Source organism: Sodalis sp. RH21, from assembly GCF_047324175.1.
In the GTDB taxonomy this organism is placed as follows: domain Bacteria; phylum Pseudomonadota; class Gammaproteobacteria; order Enterobacterales; family Enterobacteriaceae; genus Acerihabitans.
In genome coordinates this window covers 4,018,833-4,037,272 of record NZ_CP178732.1, presented here as the reverse complement: position 1 = coordinate 4,037,272, position 18,440 = coordinate 4,018,833, and the positions used below count along the sequence as shown (strand labels likewise).

At 58.4% G+C, this 18,440-nt stretch carries 14 protein-coding genes; 6 read left to right on the top strand and 8 right to left on the bottom strand.

Annotation, left to right across the window (positions count from 1 at the left end):
* Positions 1-103: 103 nt before the first annotated feature.
* From ACL2XP_RS18590 to cspD, 3 genes are all read right to left on the bottom strand, one after another.
* Positions 104-1,003, bottom strand: coding sequence for a lysine exporter LysO family protein (locus tag ACL2XP_RS18590; protein ID WP_413734509.1), 900 nt, complete (start codon positions 1,001-1,003; stop codon positions 104-106).
* 116 nt (positions 1,004-1,119) lie between these two features.
* Positions 1,120-2,097 (bottom strand): VirK/YbjX family protein, encoded by a 978-nt coding sequence (locus ACL2XP_RS18585; protein WP_413734507.1) that lies wholly within the window; start codon positions 2,095-2,097, stop codon positions 1,120-1,122.
* Positions 2,098-2,391: 294 nt separating this feature from the next.
* Positions 2,392-2,613 carry a cold shock-like protein CspD gene (gene cspD, locus ACL2XP_RS18580; RefSeq protein WP_132922666.1) on the bottom strand — a complete coding sequence of 74 codons (222 nt, stop codon included), beginning with the start codon at positions 2,611-2,613 and terminating at the stop codon, positions 2,392-2,394.
* Between the two features lie 370 nt (positions 2,614-2,983).
* Here cspD and clpS point away from each other — a divergent pair, with 370 nt between their 5' ends.
* On the top strand, positions 2,984-3,304 hold the full coding sequence (gene clpS / locus ACL2XP_RS18575; protein ID WP_331122169.1) for an ATP-dependent Clp protease adapter ClpS: 321 nt from the start codon (positions 2,984-2,986) through the stop codon (positions 3,302-3,304).
* A 27-nt stretch (positions 3,305-3,331) separates the two neighbouring features.
* Positions 3,332-5,605 (top strand): ATP-dependent Clp protease ATP-binding subunit ClpA, encoded by a 2,274-nt coding sequence (gene clpA, locus ACL2XP_RS18570; protein WP_413734505.1) that lies wholly within the window; start codon positions 3,332-3,334, stop codon positions 5,603-5,605.
* Positions 5,606-5,847: 242 nt separating this feature from the next.
* On the opposite strand, the gene infA is transcribed toward clpA, so the two are convergent.
* The 5 genes from infA to trxB form a co-directional block, all read right to left on the bottom strand.
* A complete protein-coding gene (infA, locus tag ACL2XP_RS18565) occupies positions 5,848-6,066 on the bottom strand; it encodes a translation initiation factor IF-1 (protein WP_002211347.1) in 219 nt (72 codons plus the stop codon).
* A 92-nt stretch (positions 6,067-6,158) separates the two neighbouring features.
* Positions 6,159-6,887, bottom strand: coding sequence for a leucyl/phenylalanyl-tRNA--protein transferase (gene aat, locus ACL2XP_RS18560; protein ID WP_413734503.1), 729 nt, complete (start codon positions 6,885-6,887; stop codon positions 6,159-6,161).
* A gap of 45 nt (positions 6,888-6,932) precedes the next feature.
* The gene (cydC, locus tag ACL2XP_RS18555; protein WP_413734501.1) at positions 6,933-8,660 is read right to left on the bottom strand and encodes a heme ABC transporter ATP-binding protein/permease CydC; all 1,728 of its coding nucleotides are present in this window, start codon (positions 8,658-8,660) and stop codon (positions 6,933-6,935) included.
* 2 nt (positions 8,661-8,662) lie between these two features.
* A complete protein-coding gene (gene cydD / locus ACL2XP_RS18550; RefSeq protein ID WP_413734498.1) occupies positions 8,663-10,426 on the bottom strand; it encodes a heme ABC transporter permease/ATP-binding protein CydD in 1,764 nt (587 codons plus the stop codon).
* A gap of 250 nt (positions 10,427-10,676) precedes the next feature.
* On the bottom strand, positions 10,677-11,645 hold the full coding sequence (gene trxB / locus ACL2XP_RS18545) for a thioredoxin-disulfide reductase (RefSeq protein WP_413734496.1): 969 nt from the start codon (positions 11,643-11,645) through the stop codon (positions 10,677-10,679).
* A 446-nt stretch (positions 11,646-12,091) separates the two neighbouring features.
* On the opposite strand from trxB, the gene lrp reads away from it, so the two are divergent.
* The 4 genes from lrp to ACL2XP_RS18525 all read left to right on the top strand — a co-directional run bounded on the left by lrp (position 12,092) and on the right by ACL2XP_RS18525 (position 18,337).
* Entirely contained in the window at positions 12,092-12,586 is a 495-nt protein-coding gene (lrp, locus tag ACL2XP_RS18540) for a leucine-responsive transcriptional regulator Lrp (RefSeq protein WP_005287608.1), read from the top strand.
* Positions 12,587-12,726: 140 nt separating this feature from the next.
* Positions 12,727-16,182: a DNA translocase FtsK 4TM domain-containing protein gene (locus ACL2XP_RS18535; protein WP_413734494.1), complete on the top strand. Its 3,456-nt coding sequence runs from the start codon at positions 12,727-12,729 to the stop codon at positions 16,180-16,182.
* Positions 16,183-16,368: 186 nt separating this feature from the next.
* Entirely contained in the window at positions 16,369-16,986 is a 618-nt protein-coding gene (gene lolA, locus ACL2XP_RS18530; RefSeq protein ID WP_413734492.1) for an outer membrane lipoprotein chaperone LolA, read from the top strand.
* A 7-nt stretch (positions 16,987-16,993) separates the two neighbouring features.
* Positions 16,994-18,337 carry a replication-associated recombination protein A gene (locus ACL2XP_RS18525; RefSeq protein ID WP_413734490.1) on the top strand — a complete coding sequence of 448 codons (1,344 nt, stop codon included), beginning with the start codon at positions 16,994-16,996 and terminating at the stop codon, positions 18,335-18,337.
* Positions 18,338-18,440: the final 103 nt, after the last annotated feature.

Sequence of the window (18,440 nt, the reverse complement as noted above, 5' to 3'; positions counted from 1 at the left end):
GGTAAAGCTTAGTCCTTTTAAATCGGGATGGGCAGTATGAAAAAAGTCAATCACCCAGGATTAGCCGGGGATCGCCCGGCCGGTTTTTAACCATTCCGCTGGATCAGGCGGAGAACAAGGCGATCAGGATCGGGGCCAGCAGGCTCAGCAAAAAGCCATGGACGATGGCGGCCGGCACGACCTCCAGCCCGCCGCTGCGCTGCAATACCGGTAAAGTGAAATCCATCGAGGTGGCGCCGCACAGGCCAAGGGCCAAGCTGCGGCTGCGGCGCATCAGCCCTGGAATCAGCATTATCGCCAGCAGTTCGCGCACCAGATCGTTAAAAAATGCCGCGCTGCCTATTACCGGGCCAAAGGCGTCGCTCATCAGCACTCCCGACAGGGAATACCAGCCGAAGGCCGAGGCCATGGCCAGGCCGGTTTGCAGGGGCAAACCCAGTATTACCGCCGCTAGCGCGCCGCCCAGCATGGCGCTGGCGGCCACGACGAGCGCGATAATGGTGCCGCGCCGGTTCAGCAGAATTTGCCGCAGCGTCATGCCGCCGTTGCGCAGCTGGATGCCCACCAGCAGCAATAAGACAATCAGGGCAAATTCGCTGGCCCGGGACGCTACGCTCAGCCAGTGCCACTGCGTCAGGCCGATAAGAAAACCCGCAATCACCACCAGGAAAAGCTGCAGGGAATCCATGGCCATGCGCAGCCTGGACGGCGGGGTCTCCTGACGGTTGGCGCCGCGCCAGGGAGACCGTTTTCCCAGCCACCACAGCGCCAGGGCGTTAACAGACAATATGCACACGGCGCTGACGCCGGCATACCAGGCAATCAATAATAGGTTAGTGGCTAGATTATCCAGAAACGCCAGGCTTATCCCCATAAAAAACAGGATGATGTAGACCATGGCGCTTAGCAAGCGATTCAAGGCGCGCAGGAGAGGCTTGCCCAGGCGGGGCAACATGTAACCTGCGATCAGCGGAATAAGAATAAGTAAGAGGCTGGAATACATAACGCGGGTCACATCCTTTTGCGCGGCGGGAAGAAAAAAGCAGCCTTAAGCTAACGAAAACCGGGATCGCTGTAAAGCAGGCATATTAATCTCTTTTTTCCAGCCGGGCGCTTGGCTTATGCCCGTGATGTCCCGCCCGCACCGGTGGTGTGGGGGAAAAAAGCGTTGATTTGCGCGGCGAGCCGATCCAGCAGTTCATAACGGCGCCGGTATTCGGCGCGTTTCTTGCTGGGCAGCGTTTCCAGCCCCTTGCGCGTAATGGCCAGGGGTAAACGGAAATATCCCTCCCCGTGGGGCTGGGCCTGCATAGACAACCAGAAATTGTCATAATCCGCATGCAGGAAGCCTTTCTTTTTATAAAAATACCGCCACTCCTGGTACATATGGGTGCGGTTCCCCACCGCTAAAATTTGCCGTGCGCCCAGGTTTGTCGCCAGCAGGGTTACGGCTTCGAGCACCAGCCGCTTGGGAAACAGGCCGTGGCAGGATTTGGTGGCGAGGTGGATGGCCTCGTGGGGCACCTGCCGCTGCGCGCCCTGCAGGCCGCCGATAAACAGGGTCGTGCCTTGTTCCGGCGTGATGACAAAGGTCATTTCCGCCAGCATCACGCCCCGTTCGTCGGTAATAAGAACGGTGGCTTCGCCTTCACGATTGAGATTGTCAAGGGAGCCGAGGCGCAGGTAGAACTGCTGGCCGTTTTTGCCCTCCAGCGTGGCAAGGACGATACCGCTGCGGGTCAGGTGCCCGTTGAGCAATGGGCGGGGCAAATGCTGCTGGATATAGTCGTAGTGGTAAACCAGGGCGGCCAGCTGCTGCTTGTGGTTCATGTTCGACGCCAGGTAAGGGCGATGCAGCTTGCAGGGCAATCCCGGCTGCGATTGCAGTATTTCCGGCAATATGGGACAGCAGGCCAGATACCTCAGCCAGGGTACCGAATATGCGGCGGTCCACAAATGGCGGAACAGAAACTTGCCGCGATAGAAACGGTGGCGCCAGGCCATGCCCGGCACCAGCTTGCCGCGGAACAGAGCCAGGGCCAATTGCCAACCGGTTAATAAACGTGGTTTTTCCAGACTGGATACAAGCTGTGACATGGGGATATGCCCTGGTTTTCATGGAAATAGCTATTTCACCAAAACATGTCTAAACCGGGCATCAATGTGGTTGCCGGTGGGGGATGAGATTACATGGTGTTTAATGTTTGTTTATATTTTGCCGGGGGGAGGGAAATGGTGAACCAGATAGTAATTGCAACCATCATAATTATACTTGCGTCTTAAAAGAAAAATGTTATACCTTGAGTATGCAGGGACGAGCGGCAGAAAAAAATGCCAGCGATTCACTGGCATTTCATTAGGCATCTTAGGCATTAATCGCGAGGCGCGTTATCAGGCAACAGTCTCGGTTTCAACAGGCACAATCAGACTCGCGTGGTTCCCCTTGGGACCTTGATGAACATCGAATCTGACCACTTGCCCGGCTTTGAGCGTTCGATAACCGTCCATCTGGATTGTTGAGTAATGCGCAAATATATCCTCGCCGCCGCTTTCAGGACAGATAAACCCAAAACCTTTGGCGTTATTGAACCATTTAACTTTACCCGTCTCCATGTTTCTACATCCCTCGCAACCGAATCTTATACGTGATGAGGATTGTTGAACGTTGTAAGCCTGATTGGTCAAAACCGCCGCGGCTTACGCAAGTACACTCTAGAGGATAGGAACGATAGGTCAAGAGGATGCTGGGGGAGTTGGCTGATGACATTACTAAACTTTGAAGCAGGTAACGCTATTGACGCTTTTTTGGCAAAATCTCAATACAACAGCTGCGTTCAAAATCCTATTGTTGTCATAGGTTATAGCAAACAGCGGTTTTGAATATCTGATGTTAGACTGATAACCATGATGGGGTTGCGTCGTGATAATGGTTCGGTGGACGCAACGTTATATCAAGTAAGAGAAACATATCGACGGAAAGACGATGGGTAACACAAGTGAAAGGCCGGGCGAGCAAAATTTTGCCGAGGACCTGTTGAAAGATGCGGTAAAACCCCCATCAATGTATAAAGTGATACTTATCAATGACGATTACACGCCGATGGAATTTGTTATTGACGTACTGCAAAAGTTCTTTTCTTATGATGTTGAACGTGCAACGCAACTGATGCTTACGGTGCATTATCATGGCAAGGCTATCTGCGGTGTTTACACCGCCGAAGTCGCAGAAACCAAAGCCGCTCATGTTAATCGCTATGCCCGGGAAAATGAGCATCCGTTGCTTTGTACGCTGGAAAAGGCCTGAAAAGGCAATCAATTTGGGGAGGTGCCAATGCTCAATCAAGAACTGGAACTCAGTTTAAATATGGCTTTCGCCAGAGCGCGTGAGCACCGGCATGAGTTTATGACCGTTGAACATCTGCTGCTGGCATTGCTCAGCAACCCTTCCGCGCGGGAAGCGCTGGAAGCGTGCACGGTCGATCTGGTGGCGTTGCGCCAGGAACTCGAAGCATTTATCGAACAAACCACACCAACCTTACCGACCAGTGACGAAGAGCGGGACACACAGCCTACGCTTAGTTTCCAGCGCGTATTACAGCGCGCGGTGTTCCATGTGCAATCCTCCGGTCGCAGCGAAGTGTCGGGCGCCAATGTCCTGGTCGCTATTTTCAGCGAACAGGAATCGCAGGCGGCCTACCTGCTGCGCAAGCATGACGTCAGCCGACTGGATATAGTGAATTTCATCTCCCACGGCACTCGTAAAGATGAAACGCAGGCACCGGGACCGGAAAACCCGGTCAATGAAGAGCAGGCAGGCGGGGAGGAGCGTATGGAAAACTTCACTACAAATCTCAACCAACTCGCCCGGGTGGGTGGCATAGATCCCCTGATCGGCCGCGAGCGCGAGCTTGAACGGGCCATCCAGGTACTGTGCCGCCGGCGTAAAAACAATCCGCTGCTGGTGGGCGAATCCGGCGTGGGCAAGACGGCGATCGCCGAAGGCCTGGCCTGGCGTATCGTGCAGGGCGATGTGCCAGAAGTCATTGCCGAATGCACCATCTACTCTTTGGATATCGGGTCGTTGCTGGCGGGTACCAAATACCGCGGCGACTTCGAGAAGCGTTTCAAAGCGTTGCTGAAACAATTGGAATCGGACAAGAACAGCATTCTGTTTATCGACGAGATCCACACCATTATCGGTGCGGGCGCCGCCTCCGGCGGACAGGTCGATGCGGCGAATCTGATCAAGCCGCTGCTCTCCAGCGGCAAGATCCGGGTCATGGGTTCCACGACGTATCAGGAATTCAGTAATATTTTCGAAAAAGATCGCGCCTTGGCGCGCCGTTTCCAGAAAATCGATATTACCGAACCCACGGTGGAAGAAACCGTGCAGATACTGACCGGCCTGAAACCCAAATACGAAGCCCATCATGATGTGCGTTATACCGCCAAGGCGGTGCGCGCCGCGGTGGAACTGGCGGTTAAATACATCAACGATCGCCATTTGCCGGACAAGGCCATCGACGTTATCGATGAAGCGGGCGCCCGCAGCCGGTTGATGCCGGTGAGCAAACGCAAGAAAACCGTTAATGTGGCCGATATCGAATCGGTGGTGGCGCGCATCGCCCGCATTCCGGAAAAAACCGTCTCCGCCAGCGACCGCGATGTGCTGAAGAATTTGAGCGAACGCCTTAAGATGCTGGTGTTCGGCCAGGATAAAGCCATCGAGGCGCTGACCGAAGCGATCAAAATGAGCCGGGCCGGGCTGGGCCAGGATCATAAGCCGGTGGGGTCTTTCCTGTTCGCGGGTCCGACGGGGGTGGGTAAAACCGAGGTGACCGTACAGCTGGCCAAGGCGCTGGATATTGAATTATTGCGCTTTGATATGTCGGAATATATGGAACGCCACACCGTCAGCCGCTTGATCGGCGCGCCTCCGGGATATGTGGGCTACGACCAGGGCGGCCTGTTGACCGACGCGGTGCTCAAGCACCCACACGCGGTATTGCTGCTCGATGAAATCGAGAAGGCGCATCCGGATGTCTTTAACCTGCTGCTGCAGGTGATGGACAACGGCACCCTGACCGATAACAACGGCCGCAAGGCGGACTTCCGCAACGTGATCGTGGTGATGACCACCAACGCCGGGGTGCAGGAAACGCAGCGCCAGTCCATCGGTATGATTCAGCAGGATAACAGTACGGACGCCATGGGCGAGATCAAGAAGATCTTCACCCCTGAGTTCCGCAACCGCCTGGATAATGTGATTTGGTTTAATCACTTATCGCCGGAAATCATTCAGTTGGTGGTAGATAAGTTTATCGTTGAGCTGCAAGCGCAGCTGGATGCGAAGGGCGTCTCGCTGGAAGTCAGCGACGAAGCGCGCGACTGGCTGTCCGCCAAGGGCTACGACAAAGCCATGGGCGCACGGCCAATGGCCAGGGTGATGCAGGAAAACCTGAAAAAACCGCTGGCCAACGAACTGCTGTTCGGTTCTTTGGTTGACGGCGGGTCGGTGTCGGTCGAGCTCAATAAAGATAAAAAAGAACTTAGCTACCATTTCCTCAGCGCGCAAAAACGCAAAGCGGAAGGCGTGGTTCACTAACACCGGCCTGGGTGATGAAATACAGGTGAAATAGCGGGTATAGTAAAAAGGCGATGCTTGGCATCGCCTTTTTTATTATCGGTAATAATGTATTCAGCTATTAACCAGGTACGTTAATCACGGTACACCGCAAAAGCGGGAATGCATTATGCCGGGCCGTATTCCGGCGCCGGCATCCGATCTTTCAGACAGCGGGTTGGCGATATCAACGCCCGCGGGCGGATATCAGCGAAGGAAGCCTATCAGCGGCTACGGAAGACAATGCGGCCTTTGCTCAGGTCGTACGGGGTCAGCTCAACAGTGACTTTGTCGCCCGTCAGGATGCGGATATAGTTTTTACGCATTTTACCGGAGATATGAGCGGTTACCACATGCCCGTTTTCCAATTCCACACGGAACATGGTGTTAGGCAATGTATCCAGTACCGTGCCTTGCATTTCAATATTGTCTTCTTTGGCCATCGAATCCTCTAGGTTTAAATACCATAGTTTTTTACCGGCAAGATAATGCCGAAAAACCCTCATTATGTAAAGAAGTGATGAAGAACGCCGCTTCAGTCACAGGGAGTAATGTCGCTGTTTAAGGTGACGGCAGAGAGGGTTTGCGGTTGCCAGCAATCAGGTGCCAGCGTTAAGGATTGTAACTGACTCAGCAGCGCCAGATAGTCGCGTCGTGGTATTTCCCTTGCGCCTAACGAGGCCGTGTGTGAGTTCAATACCTGACAGTCTACCAGTTTTCCGCCCTGTTGCCTAAAGAAACGGCAAAAAGTCAGCAGCGCGACCTTGGAGGCATTATCCCTCCGGCTGAACATGGATTCCCCGCAAAACAGGGCGCCCTGCGCTACTCCGTACATGCCGCCCACCAGGTCGTCGCCGTCCCAAACTTCCACTGAATGCGCCTGGCCCAGCCGGTGCAGCCGGTTGTATGCCTGCGCCACGTCCGGGCCGATCCAGGTGCCTTCCTGGCCCCGTTCGGCGCAGGCGGCCACCACCGCTCCGAACGCCTGGTTGAGCGAGATACGGTAGGGGCAATGTTTAACAAACCGCTTCAGGCTGCGGCTGAGATGAAACTCGTGCGGATAAAGTACCGCCCGTGGGTCCGGCGACCACCACAGAATGGCATCACCGGGCGAGTACCAGGGGAAAATGCCCAGTTGATAGGCCATCAGCAGCCGCTCGGGAGACAAATCGCCGCCGAAAGCCAACAATCCGTTAGGCTCATGGAGCGCGGACGTCGGCGCGGGAAAGCGCAGCGAATCCGGCGACAGCCTGTAGAGTCTCATGGAGCTTCTCGTCATATCACCTTGGCTCGTTAGCTAATGGGATCATTATACGCCCACCGGGCAATGATAGCGGAAGTAGCGTCCCCGCGCCGCCATCAGCATGCGATGGCTACCCTGCTCGTCGATTCCGCCTTGTTCCATAACCAATATGCGATCCATCCGCTCCAGGCCCTGAAGCCGGTGGGTGACGAGAATGACGGTTTTATCTTCGCCCAATCGAAGCAGTAGATCCAGGATCTGCCGCTCCGTGGCGGCGTCGAGGCCTTCCGTGGGTTCATCCAGCAGCAGCAGCGGCGCGTCGTGGAGCAGGGCGCGGGCGATGCCGATCCGCCGCTGCTCGCCACCGGAGAGCTGGCGTCCGCCTTCGCCCAGCCAGGCGTCCAGGCCGTCTTTTTGCAGCAGTTTTTCCAACTCCAATTGTACCAGCATGGTCTTCAGCCGCGCATCGTCCGCCTCCGGGGCGCCCAGCAGCAGATTATCGCGCAGCGTGGCGCTGAATATATGCACCCGCTGGGGCACCACGCTTATCATCGATCGCAGCGCGGGTTCGCTCCACCGGGGCAGCGGGTAGCCGTTCAGGCGAATCTCCCCGTGGTCGATATCCCAGGCGCGGGTCAGTAATTGCAGCAGGGTGGATTTACCGCTGCCGGTATGGCCCAGTATGGCCACATGTTCTCCCGCGCCGATATGGAACGACAGGCCGCCGATCGCCGGCTGCGGCTGGCCGGGATAGGTGAAGCGTATATGGTCTGCCTCAAGCACGGCACGGCCGGCGGGCTGCGGGCCGTCCGGTGGAAACGTCACCGCCGGTTCCCGGTTGATTATATCGGCTATCCGCCCGGCGGAGGCGATAACCTGGCCCAGGTGCTGGAAGGCCCCGGCCACCGGCCCCAGCGCTTCAAAGGCCGCCAGGGCGGTAAACACGAACAGCGCGATCAAGGCGCCGGGCCGGCTGTCCCCGCCGATGCCGCCGGCGGCCAGCCATAAAATCAGCGTGACCGACAGTCCGGTAATCAATATCAGCAATCCTTGCGCCTCGGCGGCCAGGTTGGCTTGCTGCTGCTGACGCCGCTGCCAGCGCCGTTCGGTGTCATCCAACCGCCGGCGATAGCGTCCGGCGGCGCCGTAGACCGATAATTCCGCATTGCCCTGCAGCCAGGTGGCCAGGTGCAGGCGGTAGCTCGCACGCAGGCGGGTCAGGTCTTGTCCCAGCGGTTTACCGGCGCGATAGAACAGCGGGGGCAGGAGCAGCGATACCGCCAGCATAATTCCCCCGAGCGTCAGGGCCAGGGAGACGTCAAGCCAGGATAACCCTAAGGTGACCACCAGGATCACGACCAAGGCGCTCAGCAGCGGCGACAGCACCCTTAAATAGAGATGATCGAGGGTATCCACATCCGCCACCAGGCGGTTGAGCAGCTCGGCCTGGCGAAAATGGGCGATTGCCCCGGGCGAGAGGGGCAGGATCTTTTCAAAAGCGTAGATGCGCAGATGTTGCAATACGCGGAAAGTGGCGTCATGGCTGACCACCCGCTCCGCCCAGCGGCCGGCGGTGCGGGTAATGGCCGCGCCGCGTACGCCGGCGGCGGGCAGCAGATAGTTAAAGCTATATAGTCCCGCGGCGCCCGCCAGGGCGGAACCGGCCAGGAACCAGCCGGAAAGGCTCAGCAGGCCGATGCTGGCCAACAGCGTGACGATGGCCAGCAGCATGCCCAGGAGGATCTGGCCCATATGGCGGCGGTAGAGGGCGAGGAAGGGTAATAATACGCGCATGGTCAGAGCTCTCCGCGACGGTTGGCGATCAGGTCGGCAAAGGGGCCGGGGAGGGCGGCTAATTGCTCATAGCGCCCCCGTTGCAGGATTTGGCCGTTCCCCATCACCCAGATAGCGTCGAAATCGCGGATGTCCGCCAGTTGATGAGTGACCAATACCGTGGTCTGCCGGCGCGATGCGTCGTCCAGCGCCCGCATGACCAAACGTTCGCTGTGGGCATCCAGGCTGGCGGTCGGCTCATCGAGGAGCATCAGCGCCGGGGAATGCAGCAGCGCGCGCGCCAGGGCGACCCGCTGCGCCTGGCCCACCGACAGCTGGGCGGCATTATCGCCGAGCGGGGTTTCCAGCCCCTGGGGCAGCAGCGGTAGAAATTCGTCGACATAGGCGCGCCGTACGGCCAGTTGCAGCGCCTCGTCGCCGGCGTCCGGCCGTCCCAGCAAAATATTATCGCGCAGGCTCGGCGCCGGCAAAAAAGGATTTTGGCCCACCCAGCCAAGTTGCTGGCGCCAATGCTGCGGCGCCAATTCGCGTAATTCGTGGCCGTTGATTTTCAGCGAGCCCGCATAAGGTAAAAAACCGAGCAATACGTTGAGCAACGAGCTTTTACCCGCGCCGCTTTGGCCCACGATGGCCACCCGCAGACCGGCGTCCAGGGTAAAATCCAGCGGTCCGGCAAGCTGGGCGCCGTCGGGCGCCAGAATAATCAACTGCTCGGCGCTGAGGGTAATGGGGCCGAAGGCGGGGGCCATTTGTCCGCCGCCCTGCGACCCGGAATCATTTTCCAGGAAGCCGACCAGCGATTCCGCCGCGCCTACCGCCTGCGCCTTGGCATGATAGAAGGCGCCCAGATCGCGCAGCGGCTGGAAAAACTCCGGCGCCAATATCAAGACCAGGAAGCCGGCGAACAGCGTCACGCCGGTGCCGTAGCTGCCGAAATTCAGCTCTCCCAGGTAAGAGAACCCAAAATAGACCGCCACCACCGCGATGGAGATGGAGGCAAAAAATTCCAACACGCCGGAAGAAAGAAACGCCAGGCGCAGCACTTCCATGGTACGCAGACGGAAATCGTTGGTTGAGCGGCGGATGTGCTCGGTTTCCGCCTGCGCCCGGTTAAACAGCCGCAGGGTATCGAGACCGCGCAGCCGATCGAGGAAATAGCCCGACAGGCGCGCCAGCGCCAGGAAATTGCGCCGGTTTGCGTCGGCGGCGCCCATGCCCACCAGCGCCATGAATAGCGGGATCAGCGGCGCGGTGCATAATAAAATCAGCCCCGCCATCCAGTTCACCGGGAAAACCACGATCAAAATCAGCAGCGGCACCAGCCCGGCCAGATACATTTGCGGCAGATAGCGCGCGTAGTAGTCCTGCATATCCTCGATCTGTTCAAGCAGCAGGCTGCTCCAACTGCCGGCGGGTTTGCCCTGGACCCAGGCCGGGCCAAGCCGCTCCAGCCGATCCAATACCTGGCTGCGTATCTCCCGGCGCAGCATTTGCCCGGCGATAAACCCCGCGCGCTCGCGCAGCCATCCCACCAGCGCCCGGGCGGTAAACAGCGCCGCCATGGCGATAAACCAGTCCGCCAGCTCGGCGCGCGGCCGGTGGTCGACAATCAGCGCCTGCAGCAGGTGGGCCAGCACCCAGGCCTGGGCGACTATCACCAGGCCGCTCGCCAGGCCCAGCAGTAAAGAGAGGCGCAGCCAGCGCTTAACCAGCGCGCTTTGGGATTTGAGCCAGCGGACGAGTACCTGTTGTCGGTTTTTATTCATTGCGGACGGTTTCAGCCAGTGTGTGGTATGCGTAAGGCGAAAATCCCACTCCGGGACGCGAAAGGCCGGAATAACACGTGGCTAGCCCGGCGTGGCGACATATTACCCTGTTGCGGCGGAGGTGAAAATAATCAGCGGGCAATTAAGGCGTAACGGGAGATGAAAACGGCGGCCGGCTGCGCCGCGCTGGCTTGGGATGATATGACGCGCGATCGCCGAAGGGCGTATTCCTACGCCCCGGGACAATATTCTACCGATCGTTCACCGGCGCCAAACCGTCCAGGTAACGTTCCGCATCCAGCGCCGCCATGCAGCCGGTACCGGCCGAAGTGATGGCCTGCCGATAGATGTGATCCATCACGTCGCCCGCGGCGAATACGCCGGGGATGCTGGTCTGGGTGGCGTTGCCGTGAATGCCAGACTGTACGCGGATATAGCCGTTTTCCAATTCCAGCTGGCCGCCAAAAATGGCGGTATTGGGGCTATGGCCGATGGCGATAAATACGCCGGCCACCGCCAGCGGCTCTATTTCACCATTCACGACGCTTTTCAGCCGTACGCCGGTTACGCCCATCTCGTCGCCCACGACGTCTTCCAGCGTACGTCCGGTATGCAGCACGATATTGCCGGTGTTTACCTTGTCCATCAGCCGGTCGATGAGGATCTTTTCCGATCGGAAAATTTCGCGGCGGTGAATCAAATGCACCTCGGCGGCGATATTGGACAGATAGAGCGCTTCTTCCACCGCGGTATTGCCGCCGCCCACGACCGCGACTTTTTGATTGCGGTAAAAGAACCCGTCGCAGGTGGCGCAGGCGGAAACGCCTTTGCCCTTAAACGCTTCTTCCGACGGCAGGCCGAGATAGCGCGCCGATGCGCCGGTGGCGATAATCAGCGCATCGCAGGTGAATTCCCCGGTATCGCCGAACAGGCGAAACGGACGATTCTGCAAATCCACCCGATTGATATGATCGAAAATGATTTCGGTATTGAACTTGGCGGCGTGGGCGTACATGCGCTCCATGAGCAAGGGACCGGTCAGCCCTTCGGGGTCGCCCGGCCAGTTTTCTACCTCGGTGGTGGTGGTCAGCTGGCCGCCTTGTTCCATGCCGGTTATCAGCACGGGATGCAGATTGGCCCGGGCCGCGTAAACCGCAGCGGTGTAGCCCGCCGGCCCAGACCCCAGGATAAGTAATTTACTGTGTTTCACCGTAGACATGTTTTCCTCGTTTTTACCGCAGTTTTTTACCGCATGGAAACTAACGCTGATCGATTGTAAGAAAATTACCAGACTATGGGCAGGATGCAAAAAGTTGTTAACGATTTTTATCATCGCTGCGCTCTATCGATCGGGTGATTTTACCATTAAATAGGACATAATCGGGGTAAAAAAAGCGCTTAAGCCCCTGACAACATGCCGTCACCGGATTTAATCGGCATGTTGTTCTGATTTTTATCGTTTTACTTTGACAATCCGCTGCGCTTTTGCGAAAACATCAGGGTAAGAAGAAATTATTCGATGGGTTTGGACAGGCAGTATGCAAGGCAGTTGACAGAGACGGCCCTAAAATAAAACAGACAACGGGTCTTTAAGCAAACCCTGATACATTGAAGTCGGCAGGGGTGTGGCAAGTACAGGGAAGGAATCATGAGAGACAAATAATAATGGTAGACAATAAAAAACGCCCGGGAAAGGATCTCGACCGCATTGACCGTAACATCCTTAACGAGCTGCAAAAGGATGGACGGATATCCAACGTCGAACTTTCAAAACGGGTTGGTTTATCCCCGACTCCTTGTCTGGAACGCGTACGTCGCCTTGAGCGCCAGGGTTTCATTCAGGGGTACACCGCTTTACTTAATCCACATTATCTGGATGCGTCTTTACTGGTATTCGTTGAGATTACCCTGAATCGGGGCGCGCCCGATGTGTTTGAGCAATTCAATACCGCCGTGCAGAAGCTGGAAGAGATTCAAGAATGTCATCTGGTGTCGGGGGATTTTGACTATCTGCTGAAAACGCGGGTGCCCGATATGTCGGCCTATCGTAAACTGCTTGGCGAAACGCTATTGCGCCTGCCGGGAGTAAACGATACCCGCACTTATGTGGTGATGGAAGAAGTGAAACAGAGTAATCGGCTGGTGATTAAGACACGTTAAGTTATAACTAAGTCACAACACAGGTGCAAAATTCGCGTTTTATGGTTACACTCCTGTGCATTCATACAGTTTCAGCGCCGGTCAGCCGGCGCTGTCACTAAAGCAATTATAGCGGTTTTGAGAACCCTGGAGAGCCTTTCTTGAGCCAGGAATATACTGAAGATAAAGACGTTGCACTAAAAAAACTCAGCAGCAGCCGGCGGATACTCGAGGCTGTTCTGATTGTCATGGCTATTTTTGCCCTCTATTTAATGATTTCCCTGGTTAGTTTCAACCCCTCGGATCCCAGTTGGTCGCAAACCGCCTGGCACGGGCCTATCCATAATCTGGGCGGCGGCGTCGGCGCGTGGTTTGCCGATACGCTGTTTTTCACCTTCGGCGTGCTCGCCTATGCGCTGCCGCCGATTATGCTGATCTTCTGCTGGACGTCGTTCCGCCAGCGGGAAGAGCAGGAGTATGTGGATTATTTCGCCCTGTCGCTGCGCCTGATTGGCACCTTGGCGCTGATCCTCACTTCCTGCGGCCTGGCGGCGCTGAATATCGACGATCTGTATTATTTCGCTTCCGGCGGCGTGATCGGCAGTTTGCTCGGCAACGCCATGCTGCCCTGGTTTAACGGCATCGGCGCCACCCTGACCCTGCTTTGCGTGTGGGCGTCGGGCCTGACGCTGTTCACCGGCTGGTCCTGGCTCACCATCGCCGAAAGAATCGGCGGCGTGGTCATGGGCTGCCTGACGTTTATGTCAAACCGTTCGCGGCGCGGCGAGCAGGACTATGACGAGCGGTATGACGACGATGAATACCTGGATGACGCGCAGGACGCCGCCGACGCCGAGGAAAACCGGCAGAATGCGGTAGTGGATCTTGACGATCCGCTATTGGCGACCCCGGGCGCGGCGGCAGGCAAGACGCAGCCCGCGGCCCCGGCGCTGAGTGCGCCCGCCGCTATCGGCGCGGTGGCCGGCCCGGCCGCGACGACGGCCCATCCCGACGTGGCGGTCCATGGCGGCGAAGCGCTGGCGGACAGTTTGGCTAATACCCGCGCTGATAATATTGCGCAGTCCCAGCCGGTCGCGGTTACGCCGGCCGCCGCCAGTCCGGCCCCGATGGGCGCTTATGCCGAGCAGCAGCAGGCGCGCGCCCCGGCGCCGTCGGTGGCCGAAGCTATTCCGCAATATCGCTTTGAACTGCCGGAGCAGCATGCCGTTCCCGCCGCGCATACCGATGCCATCGAAGATGACGACGGCCCGCGCATGGGCAACTGGCAGTTGGACGCCGACGAAACCCATACCCCGTATGACTTTACCGTGGCGCAGCGTAACAGCGGCCATGTGTCCGGCGCGGCCGCCCGTGACGCGGCGGCGCTGACCTTTATGCCGGCGTTCAGCGCCACCAGCGACGATAATCCCCAGGTTAAACAGGGCATCGGCCCTGAACTGCCGCGCCCCAACCCGGTGCGCATTCCCACTCGGCGGGAACTGGCGTCGTTTGGGATTAAGGTGCCGTCGCACCGCACCAACGACCAGCCGCACGGCCGGCCCGGGGACGAGCGGCTTGATGCCGCCGAACCGCAGGCGGATGACGATGAACTGGCCCAGCAGGCGGCGCTGCAACGGGAATTTTTACAACAGCAGGAGCAGCGCTACGGCGAGGCGGGCAGCGATGCCGAAGACGAAGAGGCCTGGGAGCAGCAGCGCCTGGCCGACGAATTCCAACGCCAGCAGGATATGCGCTACGTAGCCGAGAATGGGCGGGCGGCGCCTGCTCCCGCGGCTTCGCCGGTTTCTCCCCTGGCCGGCATCGATACCCATTCGGCGTTTAACTTTTCGCCGCTGGCGGATCTGGTGGACGATACGCCGGCAGAACCGCTGTTTACCCCGCTGGCGCCGGGCGAACCAGGCCGGGCCGCTGGCCATGGCGCCGCCGATACTCCCAGCGGCGCGCATTCCGTTGCGCACTCGCTGCCGCCGGATGAGGATGAGGATTCCTTGCCCGGGTACGCCGCCATGGCGCCCCAGGCGCCAATGGCCCGGCCGGCGGCTCCCGCGCCGGCGATGGACAGTTTGATCCATCCCTTCTTAATGCGGAACGAGCAGCCGTTGCACAAGCCCACCACGCCGCTGCCCACGCTGGATTTATTAACCTCGCCGCCGGTGGAGGATGAGCCGGTGGATATGTTCGCCCTGGAGCAAACCGCGCGGCTGATTGAAGCGCGCCTGGCGGATTACCGGGTAAAAGCCGAAGTGGTCGGTATTTTCCCCGGGCCGGTTATCACCCGCTTCGAGCTGGATTTAGCGCCGGGCGTGAAAGCGGCTCGCATTTCCAACCTGTCGCGGGATTTGGCCCGTTCCCTGTCGGCGGTGGCGGTGCGGGTGGTGGAAGTCATTCCCGGTAAACCTTATGTGGGCCTGGAATTGCCCAATAAGCGCCGCCAGACGGTTTATCTGCGGGAAGTATTGGATTGCGACAAATTCCGCGAGACCGTCTCGCCCCTGGCCATCGTGCTGGGTAAAGATATCGCGGGCCAGCCGGTGATTGCCGATCTGGCTAAAATGCCCCATCTGCTGGTGGCGGGTACCACCGGGTCGGGTAAATCGGTGGGGGTCAACGCCATGATCCTCAGCATGTTGTATAAAGCGACGCCGGAAGAAGTGCGCTTTATCATGATCGACCCGAAAATGCTGGAGCTGTCGGTCTATGAAGGCATTCCCCATTTGCTGACCGAAGTGGTCACCGATATGAAGGATGCCGCCAATGCCCTGCGCTGGTGTGTCGGCGAGATGGAGCGCCGCTACAAGCTGATGTCGGCGCTGGGGGTGCGTAACCTGGCGGGCTATAACGAACGTATCGAACAGGCCGTCGCCATGGGCCGTCCGGTGCCGGACCCGTTCTGGAAGCCGGGGGACGGCATGGCCGATGCGCCGCCGATGCTGGAAAAACTGCCTTATATCGTGGTGCTGGTGGACGAGTTCGCCGACCTGATGATGGCGGTGGGCAAAAAGGTGGAAGAGCTGATCGCCCGCCTGGCGCAAAAAGCCCGTGCGGCGGGTATCCACCTCGTGCTGGCGACCCAGCGGCCGTCGGTGGATGTGATTACCGGCTTGATTAAAGCCAATATCCCCACCCGCATCGCCTTTACCGTGTCCAGTAAAATTGATTCGCGCACCATCCTTGATCAATCGGGGGCGGAATCGCTGCTGGGCATGGGGGATATGCTTTACCTGGCCCCCAACTCCTCGATACCGGTGCGCGTGCACGGGGCGTTTGTGCGCGATCAGGAAGTGCACGCCGTGGTCAGCGACTGGAAAGCCCGCGGCCGTCCGCAGTATATCGACAGCATTACCAGCGCCGGTGAAGACGGCGAGCCGGGCGGCGGGGGCATCGACAGCGACGAAGAGCTCGATCCGTTATTCGATCAGGCGGTGCAGTTCGTGGTGGATAAACGTCGCGCTTCCATCTCGGGGGTGCAGCGCCAATTCCGCATCGGCTACAATCGCGCAGCCAGGATCATCGAACAAATGGAAGTGCAGGGTATCGTCAGTTCGCAGGGCCATAACGGCAACCGCGAAGTGCTGGCGCCGCCCTCGCAGGAATAAACCTCCGTAGCGCCTGCATGGGGCCGCCCGCGGCGGCCCCAACGCAAAGATGCGTAAAGCGGGCCGTTTTCAGAGGAATAGCCTATGTCAACGGCTCGCGCTTCTATAAAATCAAGCCTATCGGGGCCACGTCCGTTTACGAATCATACGGGCGACTTGCCACTCATGTTCTAAGGGATGTTTATAATGAAAAAAAGGTTAATTGCGGCCTGCCTGTTCAGCGCCGTCGCCGTCGCCGCCGCGCCGGCATTTGCCGACGATGCCGGCGCATTGCAAAGCCGCCTGAACCAGGTTAACAGTTTCCATGCGAGTTTCACCCAGACGGTGACCAGCGCCGACGGCGGAGCGGTCCAGGAAGGGCAAGGCGAGCTGTGGGTTAAACGCCCCAATCTGTTCAACTGGCATATGACCACGCCCGATGAGAGCCTGCTGATTTCCGATGGTAAAACCCTATGGTTCTACAACCCCTTCGTGGAACAGGCGACCGCCACCTGGCTGAAAAATGCGACCGGCAACACGCCGTTTATGCTGATTACCCGCAATAGTCCCGACGACTGGCGGCAGTATAACGTTAAACAAACTAACGATCGGTTTGAGCTGACGCCAAAAACCCCCAGCGGTAATCTAAAGCAGTTTACCATCAACGTCAGTACCAGCGGCACCATCAACAGCTTCACCGCGGTCGAGCAGGACGGGCAGCGCAGCGCCTATCAGCTGAAAAGCCAGAATAACGGCCAGATAGATGCCGCTAAATTCCGCTTTACGCCGCCCAAGGGCGTGACGCTGGACGACCAGCGCCAATGAGGTAAAAATGAGCAATCTGTCGCTTGATTTTTCCCACAACGAATTCCAGCCGCTGGCCGCGCGTATGCGGCCGGCGACGTTGGAACAGTATGTCGGCCAGCAGCATCTGCTGGCCCCCGGCAAGCCGCTGCCGCGCGCCATCACCAACGGGCAGCTGCACTCCATGATTTTATGGGGGCCGCCGGGCACGGGAAAAACCACGCTGGCGGAGCTGATTGCCCGTTATGGCAATGCCGACGTCGAGCGTATCTCCGCGGTCACCTCCGGTATCAAGGAGATCCGCGAAGCGATAGAGCGCGCCCGCCACAATCGCGATGCCGGCCGCCGCACCATTTTGTTTGTGGACGAAGTGCACCGGTTCAACAAAAGCCAGCAGGACGCTTTTTTGCCCCATGTGGAAGAGGGGACGATTACCTTAATCGGCGCCACCACCGAAAACCCGTCGTTTGAACTTAATTCCGCGCTGTTGTCCCGCGCCAAAGTCTATTTGCTCAAAGCGCTGACCGCCGACGATATCGAACAGGTGCTGACCCAGGCCATGACCGATAAAGAGCGCGGCTATGGCGGCCAGAATATCGTGCTGCCCGACGATACCCGCCGGTTGCTGGCGGAGTGGGTGAACGGCGATGCCAGGCGGGCGCTCAACAGCCTGGAAATGATGGCGGACATGGCGGAGACCGATGCGCAGGGCGACCGGGTGCTGACGCCGCAGCTGCTTAATGAGATTTCCGGCGAACGCAGCGCGCGTTTTGATAATAAAGGCGACCGGTACTATGACCTGATCTCCGCGCTGCACAAGTCGGTGCGCGGGTCCGCACCCGATGCGGCGTTGTATTGGTATGCGCGCATTATTACCGCCGGCGGCGATCCGCTTTATGTCGCGCGCCGCCTGCTGGCCATCGCTTCCGAGGATGTTGGCAATGCCGATCCGCGCGGGATGCAGGTGGCGCTGGCCGCCTGGGATTGTTTTACCCGCGTCGGCCCGGCCGAAGGGGAACGGGCCATCGCCCAGGCGATTGTTTACCTGGCCTGCGCGCCGAAAAGCAACGCGGTCTATACCGCCTTCAAGGCGGCCATGCACGACGCCCGCGAACAGGCCGATTATGATGTGCCGGAACATCTGCGCAACGCCCCCACCAAGCTGATGAAAGAGATGGGGCTGGGTGCGGAATACCGTTATGCCCACGACGAACCCAATGCCTACGCCGCCGGCGAGGACTATTTTCCGCCGCAAATGGCCCGTACCCGTTACTACTATCCGACCACGCGCGGACTGGAGGGGAAAATCGGGGAAAAGCTTGCCTGGCTTAGCGCGCAGGATCAAAATAGCCCAACAAAACGCTACCGATAAATAGGCCGTTGCGGTAAGGTTAGCGGTAGAAAACCAGTAGTCGCGACAGTCATGAGCAAGGCTCTGGCGGCGTCGCGAAGTCATAAACATCAATCTGATAACA